Annotated in this window: 20 protein-coding genes; 8 read left to right on the forward strand and 12 right to left on the reverse strand. The window is 72.2% G+C overall.

The genetic code is table 11. The features are described from left to right. Positions 1 to 308 precede the first annotated feature (308 nt). Positions 309 to 1,184, reverse strand: coding sequence for a hypothetical protein (locus ACFV57_RS24965; RefSeq protein WP_385236384.1), 876 nt, complete (start codon positions 1,182 to 1,184; stop codon positions 309 to 311). Then, the gene (locus ACFV57_RS24970; protein WP_385236387.1) at positions 1,181 to 2,125 is read right to left on the reverse strand and encodes an ABC transporter ATP-binding protein; all 945 of its coding nucleotides are present in this window, start codon (positions 2,123 to 2,125) and stop codon (positions 1,181 to 1,183) included. Before ACFV57_RS24970 ends, ACFV57_RS24965 begins: the two co-directional genes overlap by 4 nt. A 429-nt stretch (positions 2,126 to 2,554) precedes the next feature. On the opposite strand from ACFV57_RS24970, the gene ACFV57_RS24975 reads away from it, so the two are divergent. Then, entirely contained in the window at positions 2,555 to 4,600 is a 2,046-nt protein-coding gene (locus ACFV57_RS24975; RefSeq protein ID WP_385236390.1) for a hypothetical protein, read from the forward strand. Between the two features lie 186 nt (positions 4,601 to 4,786). On the opposite strand, the gene ACFV57_RS24980 is transcribed toward ACFV57_RS24975, so the two are convergent. Continuing rightward, a complete protein-coding gene (locus tag ACFV57_RS24980) occupies positions 4,787 to 7,300 on the reverse strand; it encodes an ABC transporter permease (protein WP_385236393.1) in 2,514 nt (837 codons plus the stop codon). Beyond that, complete coding sequence (locus ACFV57_RS24985; RefSeq protein ID WP_385236396.1) at positions 7,300 to 8,043, reverse strand: ABC transporter ATP-binding protein; 744 nt, start codon at positions 8,041 to 8,043, stop codon at positions 7,300 to 7,302. Before ACFV57_RS24985 ends, ACFV57_RS24980 begins: the two co-directional genes overlap by 1 nt. 153 nt (positions 8,044 to 8,196) lie before the next feature. Between ACFV57_RS24985 and ACFV57_RS24990 the strand changes: the two genes are divergently transcribed. The 4 genes from ACFV57_RS24990 (at position 8,197) to ACFV57_RS25005 (ending at position 13,808) form a co-directional block, all read left to right on the forward strand. Further along, positions 8,197 to 9,420, forward strand: a complete 1,224-nt coding sequence (locus ACFV57_RS24990) for a sensor histidine kinase (RefSeq protein WP_385236399.1) — start codon at positions 8,197 to 8,199, stop codon at positions 9,418 to 9,420. Next, positions 9,417 to 10,064: a response regulator gene (locus ACFV57_RS24995; protein WP_385236402.1), complete on the forward strand. Its 648-nt coding sequence runs from the start codon at positions 9,417 to 9,419 to the stop codon at positions 10,062 to 10,064. The genes ACFV57_RS24990 and ACFV57_RS24995 overlap by 4 nt, the downstream gene beginning before the upstream one ends. 178 nt (positions 10,065 to 10,242) lie before the next feature. Continuing rightward, positions 10,243 to 11,103: a sugar phosphate isomerase/epimerase family protein gene (locus ACFV57_RS25000; protein WP_385236405.1), complete on the forward strand. Its 861-nt coding sequence runs from the start codon at positions 10,243 to 10,245 to the stop codon at positions 11,101 to 11,103. 266 nt (positions 11,104 to 11,369) lie between these two features. After that, positions 11,370 to 13,808: an HAD-IC family P-type ATPase gene (locus ACFV57_RS25005; protein WP_385236408.1), complete on the forward strand. Its 2,439-nt coding sequence runs from the start codon at positions 11,370 to 11,372 to the stop codon at positions 13,806 to 13,808. Positions 13,809 to 13,860: 52 nt separating this feature from the next. Here ACFV57_RS25005 and ACFV57_RS25010 read toward each other — a convergent pair whose 3' ends face one another. Further along, the gene (locus ACFV57_RS25010; RefSeq protein WP_385236411.1) at positions 13,861 to 15,030 is read right to left on the reverse strand and encodes an inositol-3-phosphate synthase; all 1,170 of its coding nucleotides are present in this window, start codon (positions 15,028 to 15,030) and stop codon (positions 13,861 to 13,863) included. Between the two features lie 222 nt (positions 15,031 to 15,252). Here ACFV57_RS25010 and ACFV57_RS25015 point away from each other — a divergent pair, with 222 nt between their 5' ends. Both ACFV57_RS25015 and ACFV57_RS25020 read left to right on the forward strand, forming a co-directional pair. Further along, positions 15,253 to 15,906, forward strand: coding sequence for a chemotaxis protein CheB (locus ACFV57_RS25015; protein WP_385236415.1), 654 nt, complete (start codon positions 15,253 to 15,255; stop codon positions 15,904 to 15,906). A 26-nt stretch (positions 15,907 to 15,932) separates the two neighbouring features. Continuing rightward, positions 15,933 to 16,667, forward strand: coding sequence for a Crp/Fnr family transcriptional regulator (locus ACFV57_RS25020; RefSeq protein ID WP_385236418.1), 735 nt, complete (start codon positions 15,933 to 15,935; stop codon positions 16,665 to 16,667). Between the two features lie 234 nt (positions 16,668 to 16,901). Here the strand turns inward: ACFV57_RS25020 and ACFV57_RS25025 are convergent, their stop codons facing one another. Beyond that, positions 16,902 to 17,765 (reverse strand): alpha/beta fold hydrolase, encoded by an 864-nt coding sequence (locus ACFV57_RS25025; protein WP_385236421.1) that lies wholly within the window; start codon positions 17,763 to 17,765, stop codon positions 16,902 to 16,904. A 92-nt stretch (positions 17,766 to 17,857) separates the two neighbouring features. Here ACFV57_RS25025 and ACFV57_RS25030 point away from each other — a divergent pair, with 92 nt between their 5' ends. Then, a complete protein-coding gene (locus ACFV57_RS25030; RefSeq protein WP_385236424.1) occupies positions 17,858 to 18,817 on the forward strand; it encodes a LysR family transcriptional regulator in 960 nt (319 codons plus the stop codon). 311 nt (positions 18,818 to 19,128) lie between these two features. Here the strand turns inward: ACFV57_RS25030 and ACFV57_RS25035 are convergent, their stop codons facing one another. From ACFV57_RS25035 to ACFV57_RS25060, 6 genes are all read right to left on the reverse strand, one after another. Continuing rightward, a complete protein-coding gene (locus ACFV57_RS25035) occupies positions 19,129 to 19,371 on the reverse strand; it encodes a DUF4190 domain-containing protein (protein ID WP_385236427.1) in 243 nt (80 codons plus the stop codon). Further along, positions 19,368 to 19,526 carry a hypothetical protein gene (locus ACFV57_RS25040; protein WP_385236430.1) on the reverse strand — a complete coding sequence of 53 codons (159 nt, stop codon included), beginning with the start codon at positions 19,524 to 19,526 and terminating at the stop codon, positions 19,368 to 19,370. Before ACFV57_RS25040 ends, ACFV57_RS25035 begins: the two co-directional genes overlap by 4 nt. A gap of 59 nt (positions 19,527 to 19,585) precedes the next feature. Beyond that, positions 19,586 to 21,244 (reverse strand): MFS transporter, encoded by a 1,659-nt coding sequence (locus ACFV57_RS25045; RefSeq protein ID WP_385236433.1) that lies wholly within the window; start codon positions 21,242 to 21,244, stop codon positions 19,586 to 19,588. Positions 21,245 to 21,370: 126 nt separating this feature from the next. Then, complete coding sequence (locus ACFV57_RS25050; protein WP_385236436.1) at positions 21,371 to 22,438, reverse strand: carboxymuconolactone decarboxylase family protein; 1,068 nt, start codon at positions 22,436 to 22,438, stop codon at positions 21,371 to 21,373. A 32-nt stretch (positions 22,439 to 22,470) separates the two neighbouring features. Next, a complete protein-coding gene (locus tag ACFV57_RS25055; RefSeq protein WP_385236439.1) occupies positions 22,471 to 24,132 on the reverse strand; it encodes an FAD-dependent oxidoreductase in 1,662 nt (553 codons plus the stop codon). Beyond that, the gene (locus ACFV57_RS25060; protein WP_385236442.1) at positions 24,129 to 24,698 is read right to left on the reverse strand and encodes a DUF5987 family protein; all 570 of its coding nucleotides are present in this window, start codon (positions 24,696 to 24,698) and stop codon (positions 24,129 to 24,131) included. The genes ACFV57_RS25055 and ACFV57_RS25060 overlap by 4 nt, the downstream gene beginning before the upstream one ends. Positions 24,699 to 24,968 lie beyond the last annotated feature (270 nt).

Genomic DNA, 24,968 nt, shown 5'->3' on the forward strand with positions numbered 1-24,968 from the left:
CGTTCAGCCACGCATACAGTTCCGCCACTTCCTTGTCCGGAAGGCGGGCCGCTTTTTCGGAAGTTCCGGGCCCAGATGGCAGCATGGCATCTCCACTAAAGGCAGGGGACGGCTCACGGGCAACAGAGGCTAGCGCAGCCCCTGTTGCCTGTCAGTGCCGGTTCACCTGCCCCGATCCCCCGTACGGCGGCCCCGGCCGCGCCGCGAGCCAGATTGCCAGTATCTTTTCGCCACCGCTGAATGAGCGGATATCCCGCCGCCGCTTCCCGACTGCTTCCCGACGCATCCGGCCGCTGCTTCGCGGCTGCTCAGGCGTCCCGCGAACGGAGGACGAAGTACCCGGCCATGTTGGCGACCACGGCCCACAGCGCCAGCAGTCCGACCGCGGTCGCGGTCCCGTACGCGTCGTTCTCGGCGACCCCCATCAGGTTCATCCCGGCCGGTCCGGGAAGGTAGTCGGCGGCCTTGGAGAGGAATTCCACGGACGTGGACTGCATCGTCATCGGAAGCACCAGCATCAGCAGGAAGCCCACGGTGAGGGTGCCGGCCACACTGCGCACGGCCGCGCCGATACCGACGACGATGACCCCGAGCGCCCCGAGATAGCCCCCGACCGCGAACGCCTGGCCCACGGCGTCCTCGACGGCCACCGGCTGCGCCGCGTCACCGAGCGCGGCCACGGCGGTCCCGAGCCCCACCGGAGTGAGCACCACGCCCGTGACGAAGAGCACCGGGAAGAGCACCAGGCACTTCGCCAGCAGCATCCGCCAACGGACCGGTATCCACAGCAGCGTGGAGCGGATGCTGCCGGTCGAGTACTCGGTCGCTATCACCATCGTGGCCAGCGCCAGAATGCCGAACTGGCCCATGAAGGCGACGCCCGTGCCGAGGTTGTCCAGCGGCGCGGTCGGCAGCCCGCCCGCGGACCCGTCGGCGGGTGCGGACCGGGCGGCGCCGCCCGCGATGACCGTGTACGCGATGATCAACGCCGCCGTCGAGGCGAGCGCCACCCACGTGGAACGCACCGTCCAGAGCTTGGTCCACTCCGCGGCCACGGCACCCACCAGTCCGCCCCGGCCGCCGCCGGTGGCGCCCGACCGGGAGGGTATGGGCGCCCCGGAGGATGGCCGGGCGGCGGGCCCGGCCGTCGGATCGGTCGAGGAATCAACGGTCTTGTTGCTCATGAGTCGCCCTGCCCCGTCTGCTGAGTGTGCTGGTGTGTGCCGTACTCGACGCTCGATGCGGTCAGTTCCATGTACGCCTCCTCCAGCGAGGGCGCCTGGACGCGGAGTTCGTGCAGCCGCGCGCCGGCCTCGTGGGCGAGGTCGCCGATCCGCTCGGCGGTCGCTCCGCGCACCGAGAGCCCGTCGCCGTCCAGCCGCTCCGCGCTGAAACCGGCGGCGGCTATCCTCCGCTCCAGCTCCTCCAGGCTGTGCCGCTCCGGTATCCGCACCCGGACCGTGCCGAGCGAGCTGCGCCGGATGAGCTGCTCCATCGGCTCGTCCGCGATGAGCTTGCCCTTGCCGATGATGACGAGCTGATCGGCCGTCTGCTGCATCTCGCTCATCAGATGGCTGGAGATGAACACCGTCCGGCCCTCCTCGGCGAGCGAGCGGGCGATCTGGCGGACCCAGCGCACCCCGTCGGGGTCGAGTCCGTTCACCGGCTCGTCGAAGATCAGCACACCGGGGTCGCCCAGCAGCGCGCCGGCGATCCCGAGGCGCTGCCCCATGCCGAGGGAGAACAACCCGACCTTGCGCTCGGCGACGGAGGACAGGCCGACTGCCTCCAGCACCTCGCCGACCCGACGGCCCGGTATGCCGTTGCTGCGCGCCATCGCCAGCAGGTGCTTGCGCGCACTGCGCCCGGGGTGCAGCGCCTTGGCCTCCAGGAGCGCGCCGACCTCCCGCGTCGGATACCGAAGCTCTTCGTAGGGCTTGCCGTTGACCAGGGCCTTCCCCGCGGTCGGGCGGTCCAGGCCGAGGATCATCCGCATCGTCGTGGACTTGCCGGCGCCGTTGGGCCCGAGGAATCCGGTGACCTGCCCGGGCTTGATCTCCAGCTGCAGATCCTCGACCGCGGTGACGCCTCCGTAACGCTTGGTCAGCCCGCTGAGGGTAATCATGGGGTCTCCCTGTCGGTGTGTTGACGTCTACGACAGTAGAAAAAGAGCCAGGCCTGCCACATCCGACGAACGGATTCGATCGCCTACCACTTTCGTTGCGTGCCACCGGCCGTTCGCACGCCGAAGGGCTTTCGGGCGTGTGCCGGACGAGTGTGTGCCGGGTGGGCGTGTGCCGGACGGGCGTGGGCGAAGCGTTTTTCGGCCGGAACTTAAGGGCGGTGACGGCTCGGGGCGCCGCTGTTACGTTCGTGCGGCCGAGAAGAACCGATGCCCCTTCTCGGCTTCTTCTTCCGGCACCGGAAACGGTGCGCGGACACGGCGCGGTCGCGGACGGCCCGCACCGTGCGGGGCCGGGCGGAACACGGCCCGGCCCCGCTTTCGCCCGCCCCGGGTGTCCGTACGCCGTCTGAACCCGGGAGGCCGCGAACCGTGAACGCCGGATTCGGCAGACGCTCATTCCTGCGGACCTCGGCGGGCGTCGCGGTCGCCTCCAGCAGCACCCTGGCCGCCCGGCCACCCGGCGAACCCGACGCGGTGGTACCGGCGGCTGCCGCGGACCCGTACGAAAACGCGGTACGCGACGCCCAAATGGAATGGACGACGACGCCGGAACTCCCGCGCGCCGCGCCGTTCCTCGGAAACGGCCGGCTCGCCGTCTCCGTCCATTCCGCCGACGGCGGCCGTGCACTGCGCTTCACCCTCTCGGGCCAGGGCGCATCCCGTACGCGGCAAACGGCCCACCTCGACCTCATACCGGACGGTCAGCTCACCGGCCTGCGCTGCACCCTCGACCTGTGGAACGCCGAACTGACCGGGACGCTCACCACCACCCGCGGCAGCATCGCCTTCACCGCCCTCGTCGCCGCCGACAAGGGACCGCTGTACATCCGCACGTCCGCACAAGGCGGCGAGCGCGGCCCTGAATTCAGTGCGGACAGCAGCAACTCGACGCCAGAAAGTCTCTCCTGGGATCGGCGTCGATCAGCCGGACGTTCAACGACTGCCGCGCTCTCTCTCGGAGAGGCATCAGCTGCCGGCGACACCACTGTGCGCCGCGCTCTGGCCTCCGGCCCGGACGAGGTGGTCACCGCGCACCGCAGGTGGTGGCATGCCTTCTACCGGCGCAGCTTCGTCTCCCTCCCCGACCGGACGTTGCAGCGGTTCCACTGGATACAGATGTACTCGGCCGCATCGCTCACCGACCCCGCCGTACGCGGTCTGACGCACGCCCCCGCGCTCCTGCATCCCGCCCACCACCTGGGCCTCGGCCCGGCCTTCGAACCACCACCCGCCGACGGGGCCTCGCCCGCCCAGGACCATCTGGTCACCGCCCTGCCCGGCGTCGGCTCGAAGGCGGGCCGCGCCCCCCACCCGGTGCTGGCCGCCGGCGCGCCCCTCCTGTGGGACGTCCACCGGCACACCGGCGACCTGCGCATCCTCCGGGACCTGCTCCACCCCGCCCTGCGCCGCGCCGTCGACTTCTGCGCCGGTTTCCTCGTCGAGGGCGCCGACGGCCGGCTCCACCTCCCCCTGACGCACTCACCAGGGCAGGCGGACGTCGTCGACTGCACATACGACCTCGCCCTGCTGCGCTGGGCCGCGAAGACCCTCGTACGCACAACCCGGGAACTGGGCGCCGACGACGAACGGCTGGGCAGGTGGCGGGAGATCGCCGCCCGCCTCGCGCCCTACCACCGCGACGCGCACGGCGTCATGCTCGGACAGGGCCGCGCCCTCACCCGCTCCGACCCGGAAGCCGCGCACCTGCTGTGGCTGTGGCCCCTCGGGGAGATGTCCTGGTCGAGGCCCGCGGACCGCGAGGTCATGCGGCGCAGCTTCGACCACTGGGCGGGGATGCGCGAAGCGTGGCACGCGGGCTCGTACGCGCTGGCCGCCGCCCTGGCCTCGGCTCTTCACGACCCGCGCCGGGCGGTGGCCCACCTGCGTCACCTCACCGGCGGCGGGCCACAGGACGACACCGCGGCCCAGGGGGCGGCGCTGCTGCCCAACACCCTCTACGCGCACGCCGCTTCCCTGCGGGAAGCAGCACCGTTCGCCGCGGGCCGAACGCTGGTCGACCTCCTCGTCCGAGAAGACGCAGGCGTGGTCGAGGTGTTCCCCGCTGCGTCCGCACTCGGGCCCGACGCCTGTGTGGCGGGCCTGCGCGTGTCGGGCGCCTTCGCCGTGGACGCCGCGCGCCGTGATGGCCGTACGCGATGGGCGCGCGTACACAGCACATCGGACCGCCTCCTGCGGCTGCGTCACGGCATCACCGGTGACGTGGACGTTCTCATCGGCGCCCCGGGCGAGGAACGGCGCACCGCGCGGGCACGGACTCCCGAACCCGGGCTGCTGTCGCTCCGCCTGTCCGCGGGGGAGAGCGTGACGGTTCTGCCGCGCGGCACCGACCCGGCCTGCGAGGTGGGTGAAGTCCCGCCCATCGGCAACGGCCGTGTCTGGGGCGGCGGTTCCTGACACCGCCGCCCCCGGCAGGAGCCCGCGGGCGTTGCCTCTGCTGCCGGCACGACACCCTGCTTCCCGCGCCGCCTACCCGGTGCCCCCGCCGTCGGCCGACGGCCCCCCACGGAACAACGAGACCGGCCGGTCCGATGGTCATCGACCACCGAACCGGCCGCCGTACCGGGCCGCCGCCCGGCACGGTCACTCGCTGGCGATCGCCGCCAGCATGTTCGTACGAGCCGCCCGGCGGGCCGGCCACATCGCGGCCAGGACGGCCGCGACGGCGATACCGGCCAGCGCCAGCGCGATGATCCCGGCGGGCACCGAGAAGTCCCACAGCCGCTGCCCGAACATGGCGTGCTGCATGACGGCCCCGGCAGGCACCCCCACCACGACTCCGAGCAGCGCCCCGAAGAGCGAGATCACGATGCTCTCCACCCGGATCGTCCGGCGGACCAGCAGCCGCGAGGCGCCCACCGCCCGGATCACCCCGATCTCCCGGGTGCGCTCCATGACCGAGAGCACCAGCGTGTTCACGACACCGAACACGGCGATCAGGATGGCGACGCCGAACATCGCGTACATCAGCGTGAAGGCCAGCGACTGCTGCTCGACGCCCTGCTCGACGAGCGTCTCACGGTTGCCTATGAGCACGTCCGGGCGCTCCCGGAAGGCCGACTTGATGCTGGCCCGCGCCTTCTCCGGGTCGGGCCCGGAGGCGTACAGCGTGGTGATCTGCTTGCGCAGCGCCTCGGGCGCCTTGGCGACGTCCAGGAAGATGCTGGCCTGCAGCTCCGTCGCGTCGTAGATGCCCACCACGGTCTGGGTGACCGAGGTCCTGGCGTCCAGGTGCAGGGTGATCCGGTCGTTCATGCCCAGGTCCATCATGTCGGCCTGGTTCTGCGAGATGACCACGCCCCGCGTCAGGTCGGCACTGCCCGCGGTGATGTTCGGTGTCAGCACGCCCTTGAGGCCGGCCGGCTCGATCGCGGAGATCCGCCGCTCGGTCTTGCCGCCCTTGTACGTCAGCCCGACCAGCACGTCCCGGCTGCCCGCCACCTGGGAGACGCCCGGCAGCGTGCCGACCCGGGTGGCCTCGGCGGGGGTGAGCGAGGACTGGCCGCCGGCGGCGGACTGCAGCACCGTGGTCGTCGTGGGCACGTTGGCCCGCGTCGTCGAGGCGATCAGCGCGGAGAACGAGGCGCTGAGGGTGGCGAACGAGCAGACCAGGGCCAGCCCGACGGTGATGGCGGTCGCCGTGCCGGCGGTGCGGCGCGGGTCGCCCGCCGCGTTGCGCAGCCCGAGCCGGACCGCGGGCCGGGAGCGCACGCCGAGCAGCCGGGCCACCGGCTTGAGGACGACCTCGGCGAAGAACGGCGCCAGCATGATCATGCCGGCCACGCCGAGGACCGCTCCCACCAGGCCGATGATGCGCGCCGCGTTGGACGAGCTCGGGTCCGCGGTGGCGACGACCATGACCGCGCCGACGGCCACGAAGCCGAGGCCCAGCAGGACCCGCAGCCGCTTGGTCTCCCGCGGCACGATCGCGTCGGTGCGCAGCGCGGCGACCGGCGGTACGGCCGCGGCACGCCGCGCGGAGCTGTACGCGGCCAGTACGGTCACCAGCAGGGCGACCCCGTACCCGAGCAGGACGGCCACCGGGCTGACGGTGAAGTCGACGTCACCTCCGGGCCGCATCACCGAGATCATCGACGGGCCCAGCGCCACACCGGCCAGCGTGCCGATGGTGCCGCCCGCCAGGCCCAGTGCGACGGCCTCGACGATGATCCCGGACCGCACCTGACGCTTGCGCGCGCCGACGGCCCTGAGCAGCGCGAACTGCCGGGTGCGCTGACTGACGAGCATGGTGAAGGTGTTGGCGATGACGAACCCGCCGACCAGCAGCGCGACCGCCGCGAACGGCAGCATCGTCATGCGCAGTTCCTGCGCCTCGTCGTCCGACTGCCGCACCGCGGCCTCCGCCAGGGCACTGCCCGTCTCGACGTGGTAGTCGGTGGGGACGGCCTTGCGCACGGCCTCCTTGACGGCGCCGGCGCCCGCGCCGGCCGCCGCGGTCAGCTCGATGCGGTGGAAGCGCTTGCCGAGCAGCTGCTCGGCGGTCTTCGTGTCGTAGGCGACCACCGGCACCGCGTCGGACGCCTCGTTGGAGTCCTGGGTGGTCTCCGGGCCGAGCCGGTTGTACTCGTACAGCGCGGTCACCTTGGCGCTGTCCGTACGCCCGCCGGCCAGCAGGACGCGGGTGGTGTCGCCCACCTTGATGCCGGCCTTGTCGGCGTCGGACTTGTTGAGCGCGACCTGCCCCGGACCGGCCGGGGGCTTGCCCGACTCCACCGTGAAGCGTTTGTCGTTGCTCCAGTTCGTGCCCGCCCGGTCCAGGACGGTGGTCGTCTTGACGAACTTGTCGTCGCGGCCGACCAGTCCGGCCCGCCCGACGATCACGCCTTCGGCGCGCGCGACGCCGGGTGTCGTGGCCAGCCGGTCGCGGTCCGCGGTCGTCAGCACCGGGTCCTTGCCGGGGCTCTGCACCGAGACCCCGACATCCTTGCGGGTCTCCCGGCCCGCGAGGGTGGTGGCGATCGAGTCGCTCACCACCCAGCTTCCGACCGTCGCGGTCACACCGAGCGCGATGGCGATGAGCGTCATCACCACGCGGCCCTTGTGGCCGAGCAGGTCGCGCAGCATGGTCTTGAACATCAGGCGGCAGCCTTCTCGAAGGACTTCATGCGCTCCAGCACACTGTCCGCGGTCGGTGCGTAGATCTCGTCGACGATGTGGCCGTCCTTGAGGAACAGCACCCGGTCCGCGAAGGCGGCGGCGCTCGGCTCGTGGGTCACCATCGCCACCGTCTGGCCGAGGTCGTCGACACTGCGGCGCAGGAAGCCGAGCAGCTCGGCGGAGGCGGCGGAGTCCAGCGCTCCGGTCGGCTCGTCGGCGAACACCACCTCGGGCCGGGTGACCAGCGCGCGGGCGCAGGCCACCCGCTGCTGCTGGCCGCCGGAGAGCTGGCTGGGGCGGTGGTCGAGGCGGTTCTGCAGATTCAGGGCCGCGATGACCTTGTCCATCGTCTCGCGGTCGGGCTTGCGGCCGGCGAGGTCGAAGGGCAGCGTGATGTTCTCCAGGGCGGTCAGCGTGGGGAGCAGGTTGAACGCCTGGAAGACGAACCCGACCCGGTCACGGCGAAGACTGGTCAGGGCGTCGTCGCGCAGCCCGGTCACCTCGGTGTCCCCGATCCACACCGTGCCCTCGTCGGCCTGGTCGAGGCCCGCGACGCAGTGCATCAGCGTCGACTTGCCGGAGCCGGACGGCCCCATGATCGCGGTGAACTCCCCCCGGCGGAACTCCACATCGACGCCGGCGAGCGCGACCACCTGGGAATCAGCCGTTCCGTATCGCTTGGCCAGCCCGACGGCCCGGACGGCTGCTGTTGTCTGTGTCATGGCAGAAATCGTGCAGGCGCGGCACCGGCCGGCACGTCGCCAAAAAGACCACGAACATCCATGACTTAAGTTGAGGCCGCGCTGAACCTTCGTGGGGCCGCGCGCAGACGGACGGCAGAAGTCGCCCTCGTCACGAAGAACTAGGCTCGGGGCGTGGCTCAACGCATGGAGACAGCGCTCCGTCAGCGCCTGCGCGACGCAGTGGACCGGTGGGGACTGAAAGTACTGGCGGTCGTCGTCGCCGTGGGCGCGTTCATACCCATCGACGGCCGCCCGATCACGTTCATGCAGGAGAAGTTGGGGATCTCACCACAGGAATCGCTGGCCCTGTCGGCGGTCGCCGCCGTGGTGTCCTCCGCCGCCGTCCTCCTGCTGCCGCGCCGGCGCTGGCCGGTGATCGCCATCGGCCTGGCGGGCTGGATCCTGCTGTCGGTCTGGATGACTCTGGGCGTCGGCTCGTACGTCGTCGCCCGCAACGCCCGGCGTCAACTGCACCTCGCCTGGTACGTCGTCGGTGCGAGTACGGTCGTGATCCTGCCGATGACCACCGGCGCCGCCATCGGAGTGCCCGGTATGGCCCGGGAAGACCTGCTCTCCTCGCTCGGCAGCGTCGTCCTGTTCGTCTGGCTGCCCGCGGTGCTGGGCCTGTGGAGCAGGGCCCGCCGCGATGTGATCGAGGGCCTCCAGGAGCGCGCCGCGCAACTGGAGCGGGAACAGGCCGCGCGCGCCGAACAGGCCCGCATCCAGGAGCGGGCCCGCATCGCCCGCGACATGCACGATGTCGTCGCCCACCGGGTGTCCCTCATGGTGCTGCACGCGGGCGCGTTGGAGGTCAACGCGAAGGACGACGGCACGGCCGCCGCGGCGGAACTGATCCGCACCACCGGCAGGGAGGCGCTCGGCCAGCTCAGGGACGTCATCGGGGTCCTCAAGAGCGACGGCGACGGCGACGAGCCCACCCTCGGGCCGCAGCCGACGCTGGTCGACCTCGACCGGCTGCTCGACCAGTCGCGGGCCGCGGGCATCACCGTACGGCGATACGACGAGGGCACTCCGATACAGCTTCCCACCCTGCTGGAACACGCCGCGTACCGCGTCGTGCAGGAAGCCCTCACCAATGTCCACAAGCACGCCGGCACGGCCCACACCGATGTCGCCGTGTACTACCGCGACGCGGACCTGGAGATCACCGTGAGCAATACGGCCCCGGCCGGCCCCGTCGAGGCCCTGCCGGGCAGCGGCATGGGACTCGTCGGACTGCGCGAGCGGGTCGAACTGCTCGACGGCGTCTTCGTCGCCGAGCCCCGCCACGACGGCGGGTTCACCGTCTCCGCCCGCTTTCCCGTCTCCGCACCCGCTCTGGAGGACCACGCGTGATCCGCGTCCTGGTAGTAGACGACGAAGCGCTGGTCAGGGCCGGCCTGCGCATGATCCTGGAGCCGACCGAGGACATCGAGGTGGTCGCCGAGGCGAGCGACGGCAGCGAAGCGATCACCGCGGCCGCCAAACACCGTCCCGACGTCGTCCTGATGGACGTACGGATGCCGGGCATGGACGGCCTGACCGCCCTGCGCGAGCTGCGCCGCTCGCCCGACGGCCCGAGGGTGATCATGCTGACCACCTTCGACCTCGACGACTACGTGCACTCCGCCCTGCGCAACGGAGCCTCCGGCTTCCTCCTGAAGGACACCTCCCCGCGCGACCTCGCCAACGCCGTCCGCACCATCGCCGAGGGCAGCGCCATGCTCACGCCGAAGGTCACCGCCCGCCTGCTCGACACCTTCGCCGGCCTGGAATCCGAAGGCGCCGCCGAGGCACGGCAGCGCCTGACGGTGCTGACCGAACGCGAGGACGACGTGGTGCGGGCCGTGGCCCGCGGCCTGTCGAACGCCGAGATCGGGCGCGCCCTGGCCATGAGCGAGGGCACGGTCAAGGCCCACGTCAGCCGCGCCCTGGCCAAACTGGGGCTGTCCAACCGGGTCCAGATGGCCCTGCTCGTCCGCGACGCCGGCATCAAGTAGCGGGCCACGGCACGCCCGTACGGCCACGGCGGTACGGCGGTACGGCCAAGGCGGACGGCCGTACCGCCCCGGCGTCTTTTCGCCCACGCTGAAAGACCACCGCCGACCGCGCGAACAACAGGCGCGGCCCCGCCCGAGGTGGCAGCCTTCTCCCTCCCGACACCTTGGAGGAGGACGGATGACGGGGGAACGCGAAGGCTTCCACTTCGGGTACGGCACGAACGGATTCGCCAACCACCGCCTGGACGACGCGCTGCGCCACCTCGCAGACCTGGGATACACCGCGGTCGCTCTCACCCTCGACCACGCCCACCTCGACCCCTTCGCGGCGGACCTGCCCGCTCAGATCCGCCGGGTCGGGCGCACCCTGTCCGCGCTCGGCCTGCGCTGCGTGGTGGAGACCGGCGCGCGCTACCTGCTCGACCCGGCGCGCAAGCACCACCCCACCCTCGTCAGCGACGACCCGGCGCCGCGGCTGGACTTCCTGTGCCGCGCGGTGCGCATCGCCGCCGGCCTGGAGGCCGACTGCGTCTCGTTCTGGTCGGGCATCCGGCCCACCGGCACCGCGCCGGAGGTGGCCAGGGAGCGGATGCGGGCCGGAGTGGCACACGTACTGGGGGAGGCGGAACGGTACGGCGTGCCCCTCGGCCTGGAACCGGAGCCCGGCATGTTCGTACAGCACCTCGAAGACGCCCTGGCCTTCCGCGCCGAACTGGACGCACACCCGCTCCTGGGCATCACCCTGGACGTCGGCCACTGCGTCGCCGTCGAGCCCGTCGACGCCGCCGAGTGCGTACGCAGATCCGCCGGCCTTCTGGTGAACGTCCAACTGGACGACATGCGGCCCGGGGTGCACGAACACCTGGAGTTCGGCGAGGGCGAACTCGACCTGCCCGGCACCCTGGCGGCGCTCCGCGCGACCGGGTACACGGGCGTGGCGGCGGTCGAACTTCCCCGGCACAGCCACGCGGCCCCTGACGTGGCCCGCCGTGCCCTCGGCGCGCTGCGCGCGGCCGACGCCGCCATGGCTCCTGGCTGACCGGCCGGGCGGGCAGCGGCCAAGGTGCCGGTCGGCCCCGGCGGCCCCGGCGGCCGCGGTGGCCTGGCGGCTCCGGCGGAACGCACCGGCCCTCCGGACCTGGCCGGTCGGACCGGGCAGCACCCACCAAAGTCAGGGGTCACCGACATCGTTCGTGCGTAGTGGAACACCCCTCCCGCCTCCTACGGTCAAGAAGTCCGAAAGGCATACCGCCACGCGGCATGTCCAATTTCACCGTCCCGGACCGGCATGGAGGAAGAACAGGCATGGACGAGCGACTGGGGACGTCACGCGCGCCGGGCAGGCCCGGCGGCGGCGAAGCGGTCGACGAACGGGAGGCGCCACGGGCCCCGGCCGTCGGCCTGACCTCCGCCGAAGTGGCGAGCAGGGTCGCGGAAGGCAAGGTCAACGACGTACCCGCCCGCTCCAGCCGCAGCATCCGCGACATCGTCCGGGCCAACGTCTGCACGCGCATCAACGCCGTCATCGGCGTCCTCTTCGTCATCATCCTGATCGTCGGGCCGATCCAGGACGGCCTGTTCGGCGGCGTCATCCTCGCCAACACGCTCATCGGCGTGATCCAGGAGGTGCGGGCCAAGCGCACCCTCGACCAGCTCGCCATCGTCGGCGAGGCGCGCAACACGGTCCGCCGCGACGGCGCCACCGTCGAGCTCGCCCCGGCCCAGCTCGTCCTGGACGACGTCATCGAACTGGGCCCCGGGGACAAGGTCGCCGTGGACGGTGTGGTCCAGGAGTCGGACAACCTGGAGGTCGACGAGTCCCTGCTCACCGGCGAGGCCGACCCGGTCTTCAAACGCCCCGGCGACAAGGTGATGTCCGGCAGCTTCGTGGTGGCGGGCACCGGCGCCTTCACCGCCACCCGCGTCGGCCGCGACGCCTACGCGGCCCAGCTCGCCGAGGAGGCCCGCCGGTTCACCCTGGTCAACTCCGAACTGCGCAACGGCATCAACACCATCCTGAAGTTCGTCACCTACGCCATCATCCCGGCCGGCATCGCCCTGATCATCAGCCAGCTGGCCGTCGGCAGCGGCGACATCCCCGAGGCCGTACGGCGCATGGTCGCCGGCCTGGTGCCCATGGTCCCCGAGGGGCTGGTGCTGCTCACCTCGGTCGCCTTCGCGGTCGGCGTGATCCGGCTAGGCAAGAAGAAGTGCCTGGTCCAGGAGCTCCCCGCCATCGAGGGACTGGCGCGGGTGGACACCGTGTGCCTGGACAAGACCGGCACGCTCACCGAGACCTCCATGGACGTCGACGAGGTCCACCAGATCGAACCGGGTGTCCCCGTCGGGGAGGTACTGGGCGCGCTCGGCGCCGCCGACGCCCGGCCCAACGCCAGCATGCAGGCGATCATCGACGCCCACCCCGCGCCGGAGGGCTGGGCCGAGCAGAACAGCGTTCCCTTCTCGGCCGCTCGCCGGTGGAGCGGAGCCACCCTCTCCGACCCGGCCGGCCGTACGTCCACGTGGCTGATCGGCGCCGCCGACGTCCTGCTCCCGCCCGGCCACGCCGTCCTGGTCGCCGTCGACGCCTACGGGTCCCGTGGCCTGCGCGTCCTGCTGCTCGCCCGCTGCTCCGTCCCGCTCACCGAGGCCCTCGGCAATCCGGCCCTGGACACCGACACGGTGACCCCCGTCGCCCTGGTGGTCGTCAAGCAGCGCACCCGCGCCGAAGCCCCCGCGACGCTGCGCTACTTCGCCGGCCAGGGCGTGGAGGCCAAGGTCATATCGGGCGACAACGCCCTGTCGGTCAGCGCCGTCGCCAGGGGACTCGGCCTGCCCGGCAGCGAACGCCACGTCGACGCCCGGTACCTGCCGGAGCGCCCCGACCAACTCGCCGACGCCGTCGAGGGCAACGCGATCTTCGGCCGTGTCGGACCCCAGCAGAAGCGCGACATGGTCGCCGCCCTCAAGTCCCGCGGCCACACGGTCGCCATGACCGGCGACGGCGTCAACGACGTCCTCGCGCTCAAGGACGCCGACGTCGCGGTATCGATGGGCACGGGCAGCCCCGCCGCCCGCTCCGTCGCCCAGATCGTCCTGCTGAACAACAACTTCTCTTCGCTGCCGTCCGTGGTGGCCGAAGGCCGACGCGTCATCGGCAACATCGAACGCGTCGCCAACCTCTTCCTCACCAAGACCGTCTACTCGGTGCTCCTGGCCATCGTCGTCGTCCTGGCCAACGTCCCCTATCCCTTCCTGCCCCGCCACCTGACCCTCATCGGCTCGCTCACCATCGGCATCCCGGCCTTCTTCCTGGCCCTGGCCCCCAACGCCGAGCGCGCCAAGCCCCACTTCGTACGCCGCGTCCTCAGGTTCGCCGTCCCCTGCGGCGCCATAGCCGCCGCGGCCACCATGACCTCGTACACCATCGCCCGCTCCGTCTACGACGGCAATCTGGCCGCCGAGACCTCGGCCGCCACCCTCACCCTGTTCCTCGTCGGCCTGTGGGCCCTGGCCATCATCGCCCGCCCCTACACCTGGTGGCGCATCCTGCTGGTACTGGCCATGGCGGTGTCCTTCGCCGGAGTGCTCGTCATACCCTTCCTGCAGAAGTTCTTCCAGCTCCAGCTCGTCGGTACGACCGCGCCCTGGGCGGCGGTGGGCGTGGCCGTGGCAGCCGGCCTGCTCCTGGAAGGCATATGGCTCTTCACCCGCCGGGCCGCCACAGCGCAGCCCACCACCTGACCCCGGCGCAACCCGTCCCGGCCCGGTCGGAACAACGGCTCCGGGCCCGCCACTATCGGAACGTCGGTTCCAGGCCCTCCACCCAGCCGAGCAGCGCACGGTACTGCTCGTCGAGGGCCTGGCTGCCGTCCCCGTCCGGGTCCTTGAAGAAGAAGCCCAGCGCGGGCAGCGGCCCGGCCAGCCCGGCCCGGTGCGCCACGGAAACCAACCGCACCAGGTCCAGTACGAGCGGCGCGGCCAGCGCCGAGTCGCACCCCTGCCAGGTGAACTGCAGCGTCATCGCCGTACCGAGAAAGCCCTCGAAGCCGATGTGGTCCCACGCGGTCTTCCACTCGCCCAGCGCCGGTACGTTGTCGATGTGCACGGCCCCCTCGACCGAAGGCCCGAGCACGTCCGCGATCACCCGCTGCTTGCTGCCGGCCTTGCTCAGCGCCGCCTCCGGGCGCTCCAGCGCGGCGCCGTCGCCCCCGCCCAGCAGGTTCGTACCCGACCAGCTCCGCACCCGCAGCGCCCGCCGCGCGAACATCGGCGCCAGCGCACTCTTCACCAGCGTCTCGCCCGTCTTCCCGTCCCGGCCCGCGTACGGCACCCGCCGCGCGCGGGCCAACGCCGCGAGCGCCGGCAGCCGTGCCCCCGTGGACGGCGTGAAATCGACGAACGGGCACCCCGCGCCGAACGCCGCGTACGCGTACAGGGAACTGGGCGGCACCACATCGGGCCGCTCCTCCATGGCCCGGCGCAACGCCTCGGGTGTGGCGAACTCCGGGGCGTCCGGTGCGGCCGCTTCCGTGGAAGCCACGTTCACCACGACCACCGTATCCAGCGAGTGCCGCTCCCTGAACGCCTCCAGATCGGCCGCGAGACCTCGCGCGACCTGGCCCTGGACCACCGTGCCCCCGGCTCCGGCCCCCGGCCGCATCTCCGCCTCGGCCGCCGCCAGCTCCCCACCGACGTGTTCCACCAGCCCCTGAGGCAACACCCCCGCCCCGGCCAACGCCTCCGCGCGCTTGCGCAACGGCGTCTCCACCACGTCATGCCCCCCGAAGACCAGGTCTCCGTACGCAGGCAACGGCAGCCCCCGGAACTCCGGCAGTTCGGTGACGCACCCCGTGGCAGGCGCCAGCCCGCCTCCGACCGCAGCGGCACCCGCGACCACCGTCGTAGCCACCGACCCTCGCCCCCCGACCAGCCAGACCCCGACCTTCCCGCTGTCGCTCCGCATACCGAGACCCTCCTCGCACCGGCCGTGAATCCTTCCGGCAACCACCCTCGATCCCGGGCGTATGCGGGGCCCATGGATGCCACTTGCGCGGAGTAACCCGGCACCATCCACGCCGCCCGAGGCCCCTCGCCGAGGCCGATGACACACCGCGGACGGCGACCGGACCACAGATCACAAGCCGGGACGGCCACTGTGTACGCTCCCGGGCATTAGGCTGGAGCTGTGTTCGGTACCGTTCAGAATTCCTCCGCCGCCTTCGACGTGGTCTGCATGACCGCGTCGCTCGGCGGTGTGAGCGCGTACCGCGAGATCCTCGCGGCGCTGCCCGATACCTTCCCCGCCGCGGTGGTCCTGGTGCAGCACCGGCCGGTCCGCGAGCAGGACGGGCTGGTGGGAGTCCTGCAGTACCGCTCCTCGCTGCCGGTGCGGCTGCTGGAGGACGGGGACCGGCTGGCAGCGGGCGTGGTCCACGTCGTGCCGGCGGGCCGCTGGGCCGCCTTCACACCCGAGGGCAAGGTCTCGCTGAACGTCACGGACGGCCACCGTTCGGCGGATCCGATGTTCGCTTCCGCGGCGGCCGCCTTCGGCCCCCGGGTACTGGCGGCCGTACTGACCGGACGCCTGGAGGACGGGTCCCTGGGCGTACGCCACATCCGCGGCGCGGGAGGCCGGGTGCTCGCCCAGGACATCACCACCGCGGAAGCCTTCGGTATGCCGAGCGCCGCGATGGCCACCGGCTGCATAGACTTCGTGCTGCCCCTGCCGGTGCTGGCTCACGCGCTGGTCAGCCTGGTGATGGTGCCGGGTGCCGCAGGCCTGATGCGGGTGTCGCTGCCGTCCTGGGCGGCGGTGATCCCTCCGGCGGTCACCACCTGACCACGGGACGAAAGGCGGGCAGGCCCATGAAAAGCGGCACATCCGGTCCATACGACATCAAAGGCAACCGCATCCTCGCCGCCCTGCCGGAAGCCGAACGGCAGCGGCTGCGGCCGCATCTGGAGCCGGTCGAGATGAGCACCGGGGACGTGCTGTACCGGCCGGGGGAGCGGATCGACGCGGTGTGGTTCCCCGTACGGGGCGTGTGCTCGATCCTCGCCGAACTGGACGGACCCGCCGTCGAGGTCGCCACCGTCGGCGACGAGGGCATGGTCGGACTTCCGGTGTTCCTGGGCGTCGGCAGCCCGACCGAGCTGGCCGTGTGCCAGGTCGCCGGACACGGACTGCGGATGGACGCCGACCGGTTCCGCCACGAGATCGCCGTACTGGACGGGCGGCTGCAGCAGACGCTGCAACGGTTCACCCAGTCCATGTTCACCCAGTTGGCACGCAACGCGGGCTGCAACCGCAGCCACCGCACACGGCAGCGGTGCGCCCGCTGGCTGCTCATGACCGCCGACCGGATGCACAGCGACCAGTTCGTCCTGACGCAGAAGTTCCTCGCCCAGATGCTCACGGTCCGCAGATCCTCGGTCAGCGAGGTCGCGGGCGCCCTGGCCGAGGACGGCTGCATCAGCTACAGCCGCGGCACCATCACCATTTTGGACCGCGCCCGTCTCGAAGCGAACGCCTGCAGCTGCTACCGCGTCGTCCGCGATGCCATCGACGCCACGTTCCCGGCGGCCGCCGAAGGGGAATGAGGCGGAGCCGGCCCCCCCGAGGCGCGCTCTGGTGAAGGCGCGCCCGCGGCTCGGCCGGGACGGCGCCGTCGCCCGGCCACAGGGCTTCTGTGCCACCGTCACCTCCGGCGGCGGCGAGCCCCGGCCGGGCGGGAGCGCGACGTCGGTGGGGCAGCGCGGTTCGAGGTTCACGATCGGATCGTAGGGCCGGGGTCTGACAACGCCCGGAATGCCGAGGTCACGCGCACTGCAAGGTCACAGGACGAGCGCCGCGGCGAGCTCGTGGGGGCGGGCGGCGAACGGGCTGTGGCTGCCCGGGAGGGTACGTACGGTGAACGGGTGGGCGGGCGCGGCCCGGTCGGCCTCGGTGATCATCAGGTCCTGGACGGCCGGCGTCAGCGCCCGGTCGTCCGCGCAGCGCAGGAAGGTACGCGGAATCCGTCCCCACCGTGCCGCGGTCACGGTGACCGGGCCCGTCGTGAGCGTGAGAGGCAGGTCGGTGGTCAGGAGGGAGCGCCAGCGGTCGAAGCGGTCCCGGGGCGTGTCGGTGTAGTGGGTCTGCCGCAGGCGCTCCACGTAGGCCGGGTCGGGCGAGAGCGGGTTGATCCGGATGGCGCCCAGCGCGTCCGGATCGGCGACGGGGAGGTCCCGGCCCCAGGCGGTGGCGTTCTCGGGGGAGGCAATATAGTCGGAGAATCGCGGCCGCCCGCCGGGGACGAACGCGCTCAGGTAGACGATCCTGTCGACGAGTTCGGGCGCCCGTTCAGCGGCCAGCGACGCCGGGCCACCGCCCGCGCTGTGCGCGACCAGCACGACACTGCGGTAGTGGCGGACCCGGCGCAGCGTGTCCAGCACGGCCCCGGCGCAGTCGTCCGTCGTCAGGCCGGCGAGTGGGGACTTCTCCGTCAGCAGGCCGGGCTGGCCGGGCAGGAGGTAGCCGGTGGGCAGCGGCGCGCCGGTCCCGTGTCCGGGAAGGTCGACGGCCACGCTCGCGGCACCGAGCGCGGCGAGGGCGCGCTGAGTCGGCGCCCATTGCGCGGAGCTGTGCCAGGCGCCGTGCACGAACACGAAAACGGTGCCGGTCAGGGAAGGGTCCAGGTCTGTGGGGTCAGTCGCCATGCCTCCATCCCAGACGACGGCCGCGGCGCCATCCACCCGTAGATCTGACAAGCTGGTCGGCCATACTTCTGAGATATCACCGGAGGCCGACCATGGAAGCGCGGCATCTGCGATACGCGCTCGCTCTCGCCGAGCACGCGCACTTCGGCCGGGCGGCCGCCGCCCTCGGGATCGCGCAGCCCCCGCTGTCCAAACAGATCGCCGACCTGGAACGCGAGGTCGGGGCGCGGCTGTTCGACCGTACGCGGCAGGGCGTGTTCCCGACGGCGGCAGGCGAGGCGTTCCTCGCCAGAGCGCGTCGGGCACTCGACGAGATCATGGCGGCCACGGTCGACGCGGGCCGGGCCGCCCGCGGCGAGACGGGCCGCCTGCGCCTCGGCTTCATCGCCTCGGCCCTGCTCGAACCCCTGCCGGCGGTGCTGAGCCGGTTCGGCCGCGAACGCCCCGACGTACGGCTGGAACTGCACGAAATGGCGACCAGCCGCAGCACCGCCGCACTCGTCGCCGGTGAACTGGACGTGGCGGTCACCCTCGGCCACCCGCGAGGCGCCGGAGTCGAAAACCTCGTGTCCGTCACGATCGGACACGATCACCTGACCGCCGTCGTGAGCACCGCGCACCCGTACGCGGGCCGACCGTCGGTGAGCGTGGACCAACTGCGGCAGCAGCCACTGATCGTGGCGTCCGGCGCGGACGAGCCCACCACCATCGCCGGGCTGCGCGCCCTGCTGGGCAAGGACTCCACGGCTCTCGGCGGCGCGACCGTCGCCAGGGACATCCATACGATCATCGGCCTCGCCGCCTCCGGGATCGGCGTCGGCCTGGGGCCGTCCCGGATGCTGTCGGCGCCGCGCCCGGGGACGTGGTTCTGCGGGGTGACCCCGCGTACGCCCCTGCCGGACCTGGTCCTGTCCTTCGCCGCCCGGGAGCAGTCCCCGGTGCTGAGCGCCTTCCTCGACGTCATCCGGAAGAGCTGCCCCGATGTCGGCGCCGCGCTCGACCATCGGATCGGGCCGCGCCGGCCTTACGGCTTCGAGGGCGCGGGGCAGTAGGGGGCGGCCGGGCCTGATCGCGGCCGTGCCCTTGTCCTGCCCTCTCCTGTCCTTTCTGTCCTTGCGCCCGGGGGCGGGGCGTGAGGCTGTGCCTGCCCATCGGCTCCGGAGTGCAGAGGTCTCCCTCCAGCAACATCACCCTCATCGGCGACGCCATCCACAGCAGGCCTATCGCGGCCAGGACCGCACCCGGAGTGACTGAGCGAGCCGCGCAGAAGCCGCGGTCCCAGGAGGCCGGGTACTGGGGTGGCCGGGTACCGGGGTGCCGGTCGACACCGGTTGAATCAGGGGCCATCCCTCCTGACGGCAGGTCAGGAAACCATGTGCCAGCTCAAGGTGTGGTCCACGGAGCCGATGACTGCCAGGACGAGGAGGTCGGTGAGGCCGAGGGCGAGGCCCAGGGAGGCCAGGAGCGGGCGATGGGTGCGGCGGGTCAGTGACAGGGCGGCCAGTGCGATGGCGAAGGGGCCCAGCAGGATGTTGAACACCAAGAGGCCGGTCATGCCCAGGATGAAGGAGGCGGCGGCCTCGTCGTCGCCCCGCGGCTCGGTCATCGCCGGGACCGCTTCGCCGGGTGTTCCCTGACGGCGAAGGCGAGCAGGACCGCGCTGACGGCCGCTCCGGCCGCGATCGCGACGGGGACGGAGAGGTGCGCCACGGTGCCGATCAGGATGCCGGAGAGCAGGACGGTGAGGTCTAGCAGGAGCATCAGCGTGTCCTTTCCTGGGGGAGCAGGGTGCGGCGTGGGATCGCGGGATCGCGGGCCGGTCAGCGTGGGGCGGCCGGGGGGTTGGTGCCGTCGGCCAGGAGCGTGTCGCTGATCTCCTCCAGATCGCGGTTCTTCGTCTCGGGAGCGAGGCGGACGAGGGCGAGTGCCGCGGCGAGCAGGGGCACCGCTCCGATCAGGGCCGTCGAGGCGATGGAGGGCACGGTCGCGGCGGCGACCGTGAGCGCGAGGATCAGTACGCCTCCCACCTTCGTCATCCCGGCCGCCAGGCCCGCGCCGCGCGAGCGCACCAGCGTCGGGTAGACCTCCGCCGCGTACCCCATGACGGCGGCGGCGACCGAGCTGATTCCGGACAGCGGGACGACCAGCAGCAGGGACAGCAGCAGCTCACGGTGGGCCAGCGCGTCACCGGCCAGCACGAACCCGAACAGGGTCACACCCGTGAGGCCACTGAGCGTGACGAGGGTCCGGCGGCTGCCGAGCGTCTGGTACATCCAGGCGGTCAGGACGGTGAGGGGCAGGCCGAGGAGCGCCGCGTTGCGCACCACGTACGCCGAGTTGACGCCCGACAGGCCCATCCGCTCCAGATTGGTGGGCACCCATTGCTGGAACCCGTAGGTGGTCAGGCCGACCCCGATGCCGAGCAGGGTGATGGCCAGCGTGGGCCCGGCCAGACCACGGCGCAGCAGGGTGCGGAAACCGCGCGGGGCGTCCGCCGCGGACGCGGTGGGCCGGGCGTTCCTCTCGTGGACGACCGCGGCTCCGTAACGGGTCATCACCGCCTCTGCCTCCGCCTGCCGGCCCCGCGCCAGGAGATACCGCGGCGACTCCGGTATCCAGCGGTTCAGCGCGAGGAACACCAGCCCGGTGGGAAGGCCGATCAGCCAGAGAATCCGCCAGCTGAACGTCGGTGTGAGTTCCGCGGCGAGCCAGCTGGTGATGACGTACGCCCCGGCGATGTCGCCCCCGACCAGTACCATCAGCCAGCCGCGATGGCGGGCCGGGATGGTCTCCGCCAGCAGGGTGAAGGTGAGTGGCAGCATTCCGCCGGCTCCCATGCCCATCACCAGGCACATGATGATGTTCCAGGTGAAGCTCGGCATGGTGCCGCAGATCGAGGTCGTCACGAACAGCATTCCGGCGAACAGGATCGATGCCCGCCGCCCGATGCGGTCGCCGAGCCAGCCCCACATCCACGACCCCAGTACCGTTCCGGTGATTCCGGAGAGGGGCAGCCAGGCGACGCTGATGCTCCCGTCGGGATGCGTGGGGGAGCGGAGCCCGTACTCTTCTGCCGCGCCGGAGGCGACGAACGCCAGCGAGGTGGGCTTCATGACGTCGATGGTCACCGCGACGGCCATGACGATCAGCAGCAGGACGTGGGGGGCGCGGATCGGCGCGTCGTCCAGGGCCCGGACGCGGATGCCGACGGCGGCCTCCCGGATCTGCCGGCTGCGCTTCGGGAGCAGCCCGTAGAGCGTCACGACCAGGCCGACGCCGATCAGCGCCATCCCGAAGATCATCGCGGGGTCGGGACGCATCCCCGCGAGGTGGTAGTGCATGTGCCGGGCGCCGAAGTACATCGGGAGGTGGAGGACGACGCCCGCAGTGCAGATCGCCGTGCCGAGCCAGAAGGCGACCGGGCGCTGGAATCCGCGGGGCGCTTGCGCGCGAGTGGCGGTGGAGGAACGAGGGGGCATGGCAGCCTTCCGTCTCGCGGGCCTGGGGAGGAACCGAGGGGAGTCGGAGCGGTCACGACAACGACCGGGTACGGGGGAGCGCGTGGGCCGGGCGTGGTGGAGCGGGGACGCGGCCGGGTGCCGCCGTCACGGCGTGGGGGCGGGGGGCGTGGTGCGGCCCGCGGGCGGTGCGAGCCGGGCGCCGGCCCGGCGTGCGGCGGTGAACGCGGCCCAGGCGACCAGGGCGACGAGCTCACGGTCCCCGTACCCGGCCCGGCGCAGCGGGGCCACCGTACGCTCGTCCACCCGGTACGAGGCGAGGGCCGTGAGGAGGGCGAGGCGGCCGGGGGGCCGGTCCTCCGGGGACAGGTGGGCCAGGGCCTCGTCGAGCCAGGTGAGGCCGAGGTCCGTGGGCGAGCCGTCCCAGCTGCCGATGCGGTCGCGGACCAGGCCGCGGACCGGCTCCGGGACGGCGCCGTCGGCCGCGTCCTCGATCGCGGCGGCGGCGCGGGCGAGCGCTCCGGCCACGGTGGGGGCCGGGGCCGCCCAGGCGAGGTCGTCGGGGAGCCGGGCCGCGGGCAGCAGGTCCAGGGAGCGCCCGGGTTCGTGGTGGCCGCCGGCCCGCGCGCGCAGGATGCGGCCCAGTACCAGGCGGCTCGCCCGCCGGGCCGGTTCCGGTGCCGAGGACGGTACCGGTGGCTCCCCGAGGAAGACGTTGACGACGCGGTTGAGGTAGTGGAAGGTGACCGCCACGCCGACGGCTTCCGGCACTTGGACGGAAGGGACCGGGGCGGGCCAGGGCGGGGCCGGGTCGCCTGGCCGGCCGGGAGATCCGCCCGGCCCGGTGTGCGATCGGCCGGTTCCGGCGCCTTCGGTGCCGCCGGCCAGCAGTCCGTGGAGCGTCGCGCCGTGCACCTCGGCGCAGTACGGGCAGCGGTTGGCCTCCGAGACAGCCGTGGCGACGGCCTCCTTGTCCGCGCGCGCCATGCGTCCGGTGGCGACCAGCGTCTCACGGAGCATCAGCCAGGCGGCGGCCAACAGGCGGGGGTCGGGCGAGTGGAGGGCGACGGGGGGCGCGAGGAGCCCGAAGTCGCGCTCCGTCGCGTCGTACACCGCGGCCACCGGCCCGTCCGCGGACGCGGGCGGAACGGGGGACACATGACGTACCCGGGACAGGGCTCCGCGCAGGGCTCGGCGCACGAGCACGTTCGTCATCGGTCGGTCTCCTTGCGAGAGGCGGGACGTTCTCAACCACGCGTCAGGTAGGGGAGCTGGCGGCGGGTGCCGCGGTGTGCCGAGCCGTCACCGTCCGGTGTCGGCGCGCCGTAGGTGACGGCCACGCCGCGCTCCCGGGCCGCCTCGACGATGCCGGGGACGGCGCGCTCGGCGAGGGCGGAGATGGTGAGCGCGGGGTTCACGGTGAGCGCGCCGGGGACGGCCGATCCGTCGGTGACGAAAATCCCCGGGTGGCCGCGGAGTTCATGGCGGTCGTCCAGCGCCGAGGTGTGCGGATCGTCACCGATGCGGCAGGAGGCGAGGGGGTGGACGGTGTAGGCACCGACGACGTCGTTGGTCCACGGCAGCACGCGGGAGAGGCCGTCGCGCTCCAGGATGTCCTTGACCGCCGCGTCCGACTCCGTCCAGCCCCGCAGGGTGTTGGCGCTGGGCCGGTACTGAATGGGGCCGCGGCCGAGCATCTGCTGGGAGATGCGGGTGGCGTTGCCGGTGGGCGGTGGCGGCCCGAAGACGCCCTCGTTGTCGTCCTCGACCATGGTGAAGACCGTCAGCCAGGAGCGCCACCGGCTGATGAGGTCCTTCTTCTCGGCGCCGAACCAGGTGGGGCGCGACACGCCGGGAACCTGGGCGAGGATGGTGCCGAAACCGGGTGGGAAGTACAGCTGTTCCAGCGAGAAGCGCGAGTGCTCCGGAAGGCTCGCGTCGAGGTTGTCCCAACTGGCGACGACGGGGCCTTTGCCGATCTGGTTGGCGAGGTAGGCGGTGCCGTCCCCGCGGTCCAGGCCGAGCAGCTCACGGGCCTTGTCCTCGTCGACGACCGCGGTGTTGAGGCGTTCGCCGTTGCCGGAGAAGTAACGGCCGACGGCGTGCGGCAGGGTGCCGAGACCGGCCGCGGAGCGCTGCAGGATCACCGGTGTCGCCCCGGCGCCCGCGGCCATGACCACGATCTTGGCGTCCATGGTGCCGCTGCCGGTGTGCACGCGGTAGTCGGTGTCGTCGATGGTGGAGTAGTGGACGCGGTAGCCGCCGTCGTCGGTACGGGTGAGCTTCTGCACCTCGTGCAGCGGGCGGATCTCGGCGCCGTACGCACGGGCGGCCGGCAGGTAGTTCAGGAGCAGGGAGCGCTTGGCGTCGAATCGGCAGCCGGCCATCATCCAGTTGCAGTTGGTGCACTTGGTGTTGTCGACGGCGGTGGGGACGGGGTTGGCGGTACGGCCGGCGCGGTCGCAGGCCGCGGCGAACAGGCCGCCGGCGTAGCTGACGTCGCCCCAGTCCTGGGTGGTGACGGGCAGGGCGTCGCTGACCACGTCGTACCACGGGTCCAGGGAGTCCCGGTCGATGGCGGCGGGCCACATGCGGCGGCCGATCGAGCCGGTGCGCCGGAAGACGAACCGTGGGGCGCGGGGCATGGCGGCGAAGTAGACCACGCTGCCGCCGCCGACGCAGTTGCCGCCGAGCAGGCTCATGCCGTCGCCGACGACGAAGTCGAATATCCGGGTGTAGGAGGAGCCGAGGAGGAAGTCGTGCTCAAAGTCCTGCGACTCCAGCCAGGGACCGCGCTCCAGGATCGTCACCTTCGCCCCGCCCGCGGCGAGGTGGTAGGCGGCGATCGCGCCGCCGAATCCGCTGCCCACGACGAGGACGTCGGTGCGCTCGCTGGTCGAGGTGCTCATGCCGGGCTCCCGGAGGGTGCGGTGTCGGGGTGGACGCGGGCCAGGGGGCGGCCGTAGGAGAAGGCGGGGAACCTCCACAGGCCGTCGCTGTCCGGGTCGGCGAAGCCCATGGCCTTGAGCCCCGGGTGCCCGGCTTCGAGCGCGTCGGTGGTGTGCAGGTGGGCCCCGGTGTCGAAGGCCATGTTGCTGAACAGGGCCAGCAGCACCCACAGTTCGCGCTCCGGGTGGCCGGGGGCGACGAGCGCGGTGACGAGTGCGGTGCGGTCGCTGAACGGGAGGGCGACGAACGGGGGCACGGTGGGGTCGGGGGGCAGGGCGTGCCGGGCGGCATGGGCCTCGGCGTGCTCGTCGAGGAGGCGGGCGTACTCGTCGAGGGAGTCGGCGATCCCGGTGGCGGGAGTTTCGAGGAGCGCGAGGGCGCCGGCCGCGACGGCGCCGGGCCCGGGCGCGGCACCGGCGACGGCGCGGTCGTCGGGAGAACGTCGCTCGCCCGGGACGATGGTGTCGGCGAACGCTTCGAGGGTGAGAGACCGGTGCGCGGTGCTGTCCGGCCGGGGGGCTCTCATGGCTGTCCTGCCTTTCACATCGAGGACTGGACTGGTCATTCGTGTTCATCGGTGGTCCGCGGCCCGGGAGGCTGCCAGGGCGTGGCCGTCCCGCGGTCGCGCGGCACCGGCAAGCCCGCCTGCCGTCACCTGCGTCGGCCGCACGGTCAGGAAAGAGCTGGAAATCGGGTAAATCATCCGGCTCCCGGACGGAGCCGGGCATCTCCGGTGTTGCTGCCGTCGGCACAAGGGTGGGCGTACGTCTTCAGGACGTGCGTCTGCGGCGCTCCG

The sequence above is a fragment of the Streptomyces sp. NPDC059788 genome (assembly GCF_042732265.1).
In the GTDB taxonomy this organism is placed as follows: Bacteria; Actinomycetota; Actinomycetes; order Streptomycetales; family Streptomycetaceae; genus Streptomyces.

What these genes read in the sequence shown, in the direction of transcription:
- ACFV57_RS24965 (WP_385236384.1), bottom strand. Translation starts at nt 1,184, where the DNA reads ATGAGCAACAAGACCGTTGATTCCTCGACCGATCCGACGGCCGGGCCC.
- ACFV57_RS24970 (WP_385236387.1), bottom strand. Translation starts at nt 2,125, where the DNA reads ATGATTACCCTCAGCGGGCTGACCAAGCGTTACGGAGGCGTCACCGCG.
- ACFV57_RS24980 (WP_385236393.1), bottom strand. Translation starts at nt 7,300, where the DNA reads ATGTTCAAGACCATGCTGCGCGACCTGCTCGGCCACAAGGGCCGCGTG.
- ACFV57_RS24985 (WP_385236396.1), bottom strand. Translation starts at nt 8,043, where the DNA reads ATGACACAGACAACAGCAGCCGTCCGGGCCGTCGGGCTGGCCAAGCGA.
- ACFV57_RS25000 (WP_385236405.1), top strand. Translation starts at nt 10,243, where the DNA reads ATGACGGGGGAACGCGAAGGCTTCCACTTCGGGTACGGCACGAACGGA.
- ACFV57_RS25005 (WP_385236408.1), top strand. Translation starts at nt 11,370, where the DNA reads ATGGACGAGCGACTGGGGACGTCACGCGCGCCGGGCAGGCCCGGCGGC.
- ACFV57_RS25010 (WP_385236411.1), bottom strand. Translation starts at nt 15,030, where the DNA reads ATGCGGAGCGACAGCGGGAAGGTCGGGGTCTGGCTGGTCGGGGGGCGA.
- ACFV57_RS25020 (WP_385236418.1), top strand. Translation starts at nt 15,933, where the DNA reads ATGAAAAGCGGCACATCCGGTCCATACGACATCAAAGGCAACCGCATC.
- ACFV57_RS25025 (WP_385236421.1), bottom strand. Translation starts at nt 17,765, where the DNA reads ATGGCGACTGACCCCACAGACCTGGACCCTTCCCTGACCGGCACCGTT.
- ACFV57_RS25030 (WP_385236424.1), top strand. Translation starts at nt 17,858, where the DNA reads ATGGAAGCGCGGCATCTGCGATACGCGCTCGCTCTCGCCGAGCACGCG.
- ACFV57_RS25035 (WP_385236427.1), bottom strand. Translation starts at nt 19,371, where the DNA reads ATGACCGAGCCGCGGGGCGACGACGAGGCCGCCGCCTCCTTCATCCTG.
- ACFV57_RS25040 (WP_385236430.1), bottom strand. Translation starts at nt 19,526, where the DNA reads ATGCTCCTGCTAGACCTCACCGTCCTGCTCTCCGGCATCCTGATCGGC.
- ACFV57_RS25045 (WP_385236433.1), bottom strand. Translation starts at nt 21,244, where the DNA reads ATGCCCCCTCGTTCCTCCACCGCCACTCGCGCGCAAGCGCCCCGCGGA.
- ACFV57_RS25050 (WP_385236436.1), bottom strand. Translation starts at nt 22,438, where the DNA reads ATGACGAACGTGCTCGTGCGCCGAGCCCTGCGCGGAGCCCTGTCCCGG.
- ACFV57_RS25055 (WP_385236439.1), bottom strand. Translation starts at nt 24,132, where the DNA reads ATGAGCACCTCGACCAGCGAGCGCACCGACGTCCTCGTCGTGGGCAGC.
- ACFV57_RS25060 (WP_385236442.1), bottom strand. Translation starts at nt 24,698, where the DNA reads ATGAGAGCCCCCCGGCCGGACAGCACCGCGCACCGGTCTCTCACCCTC.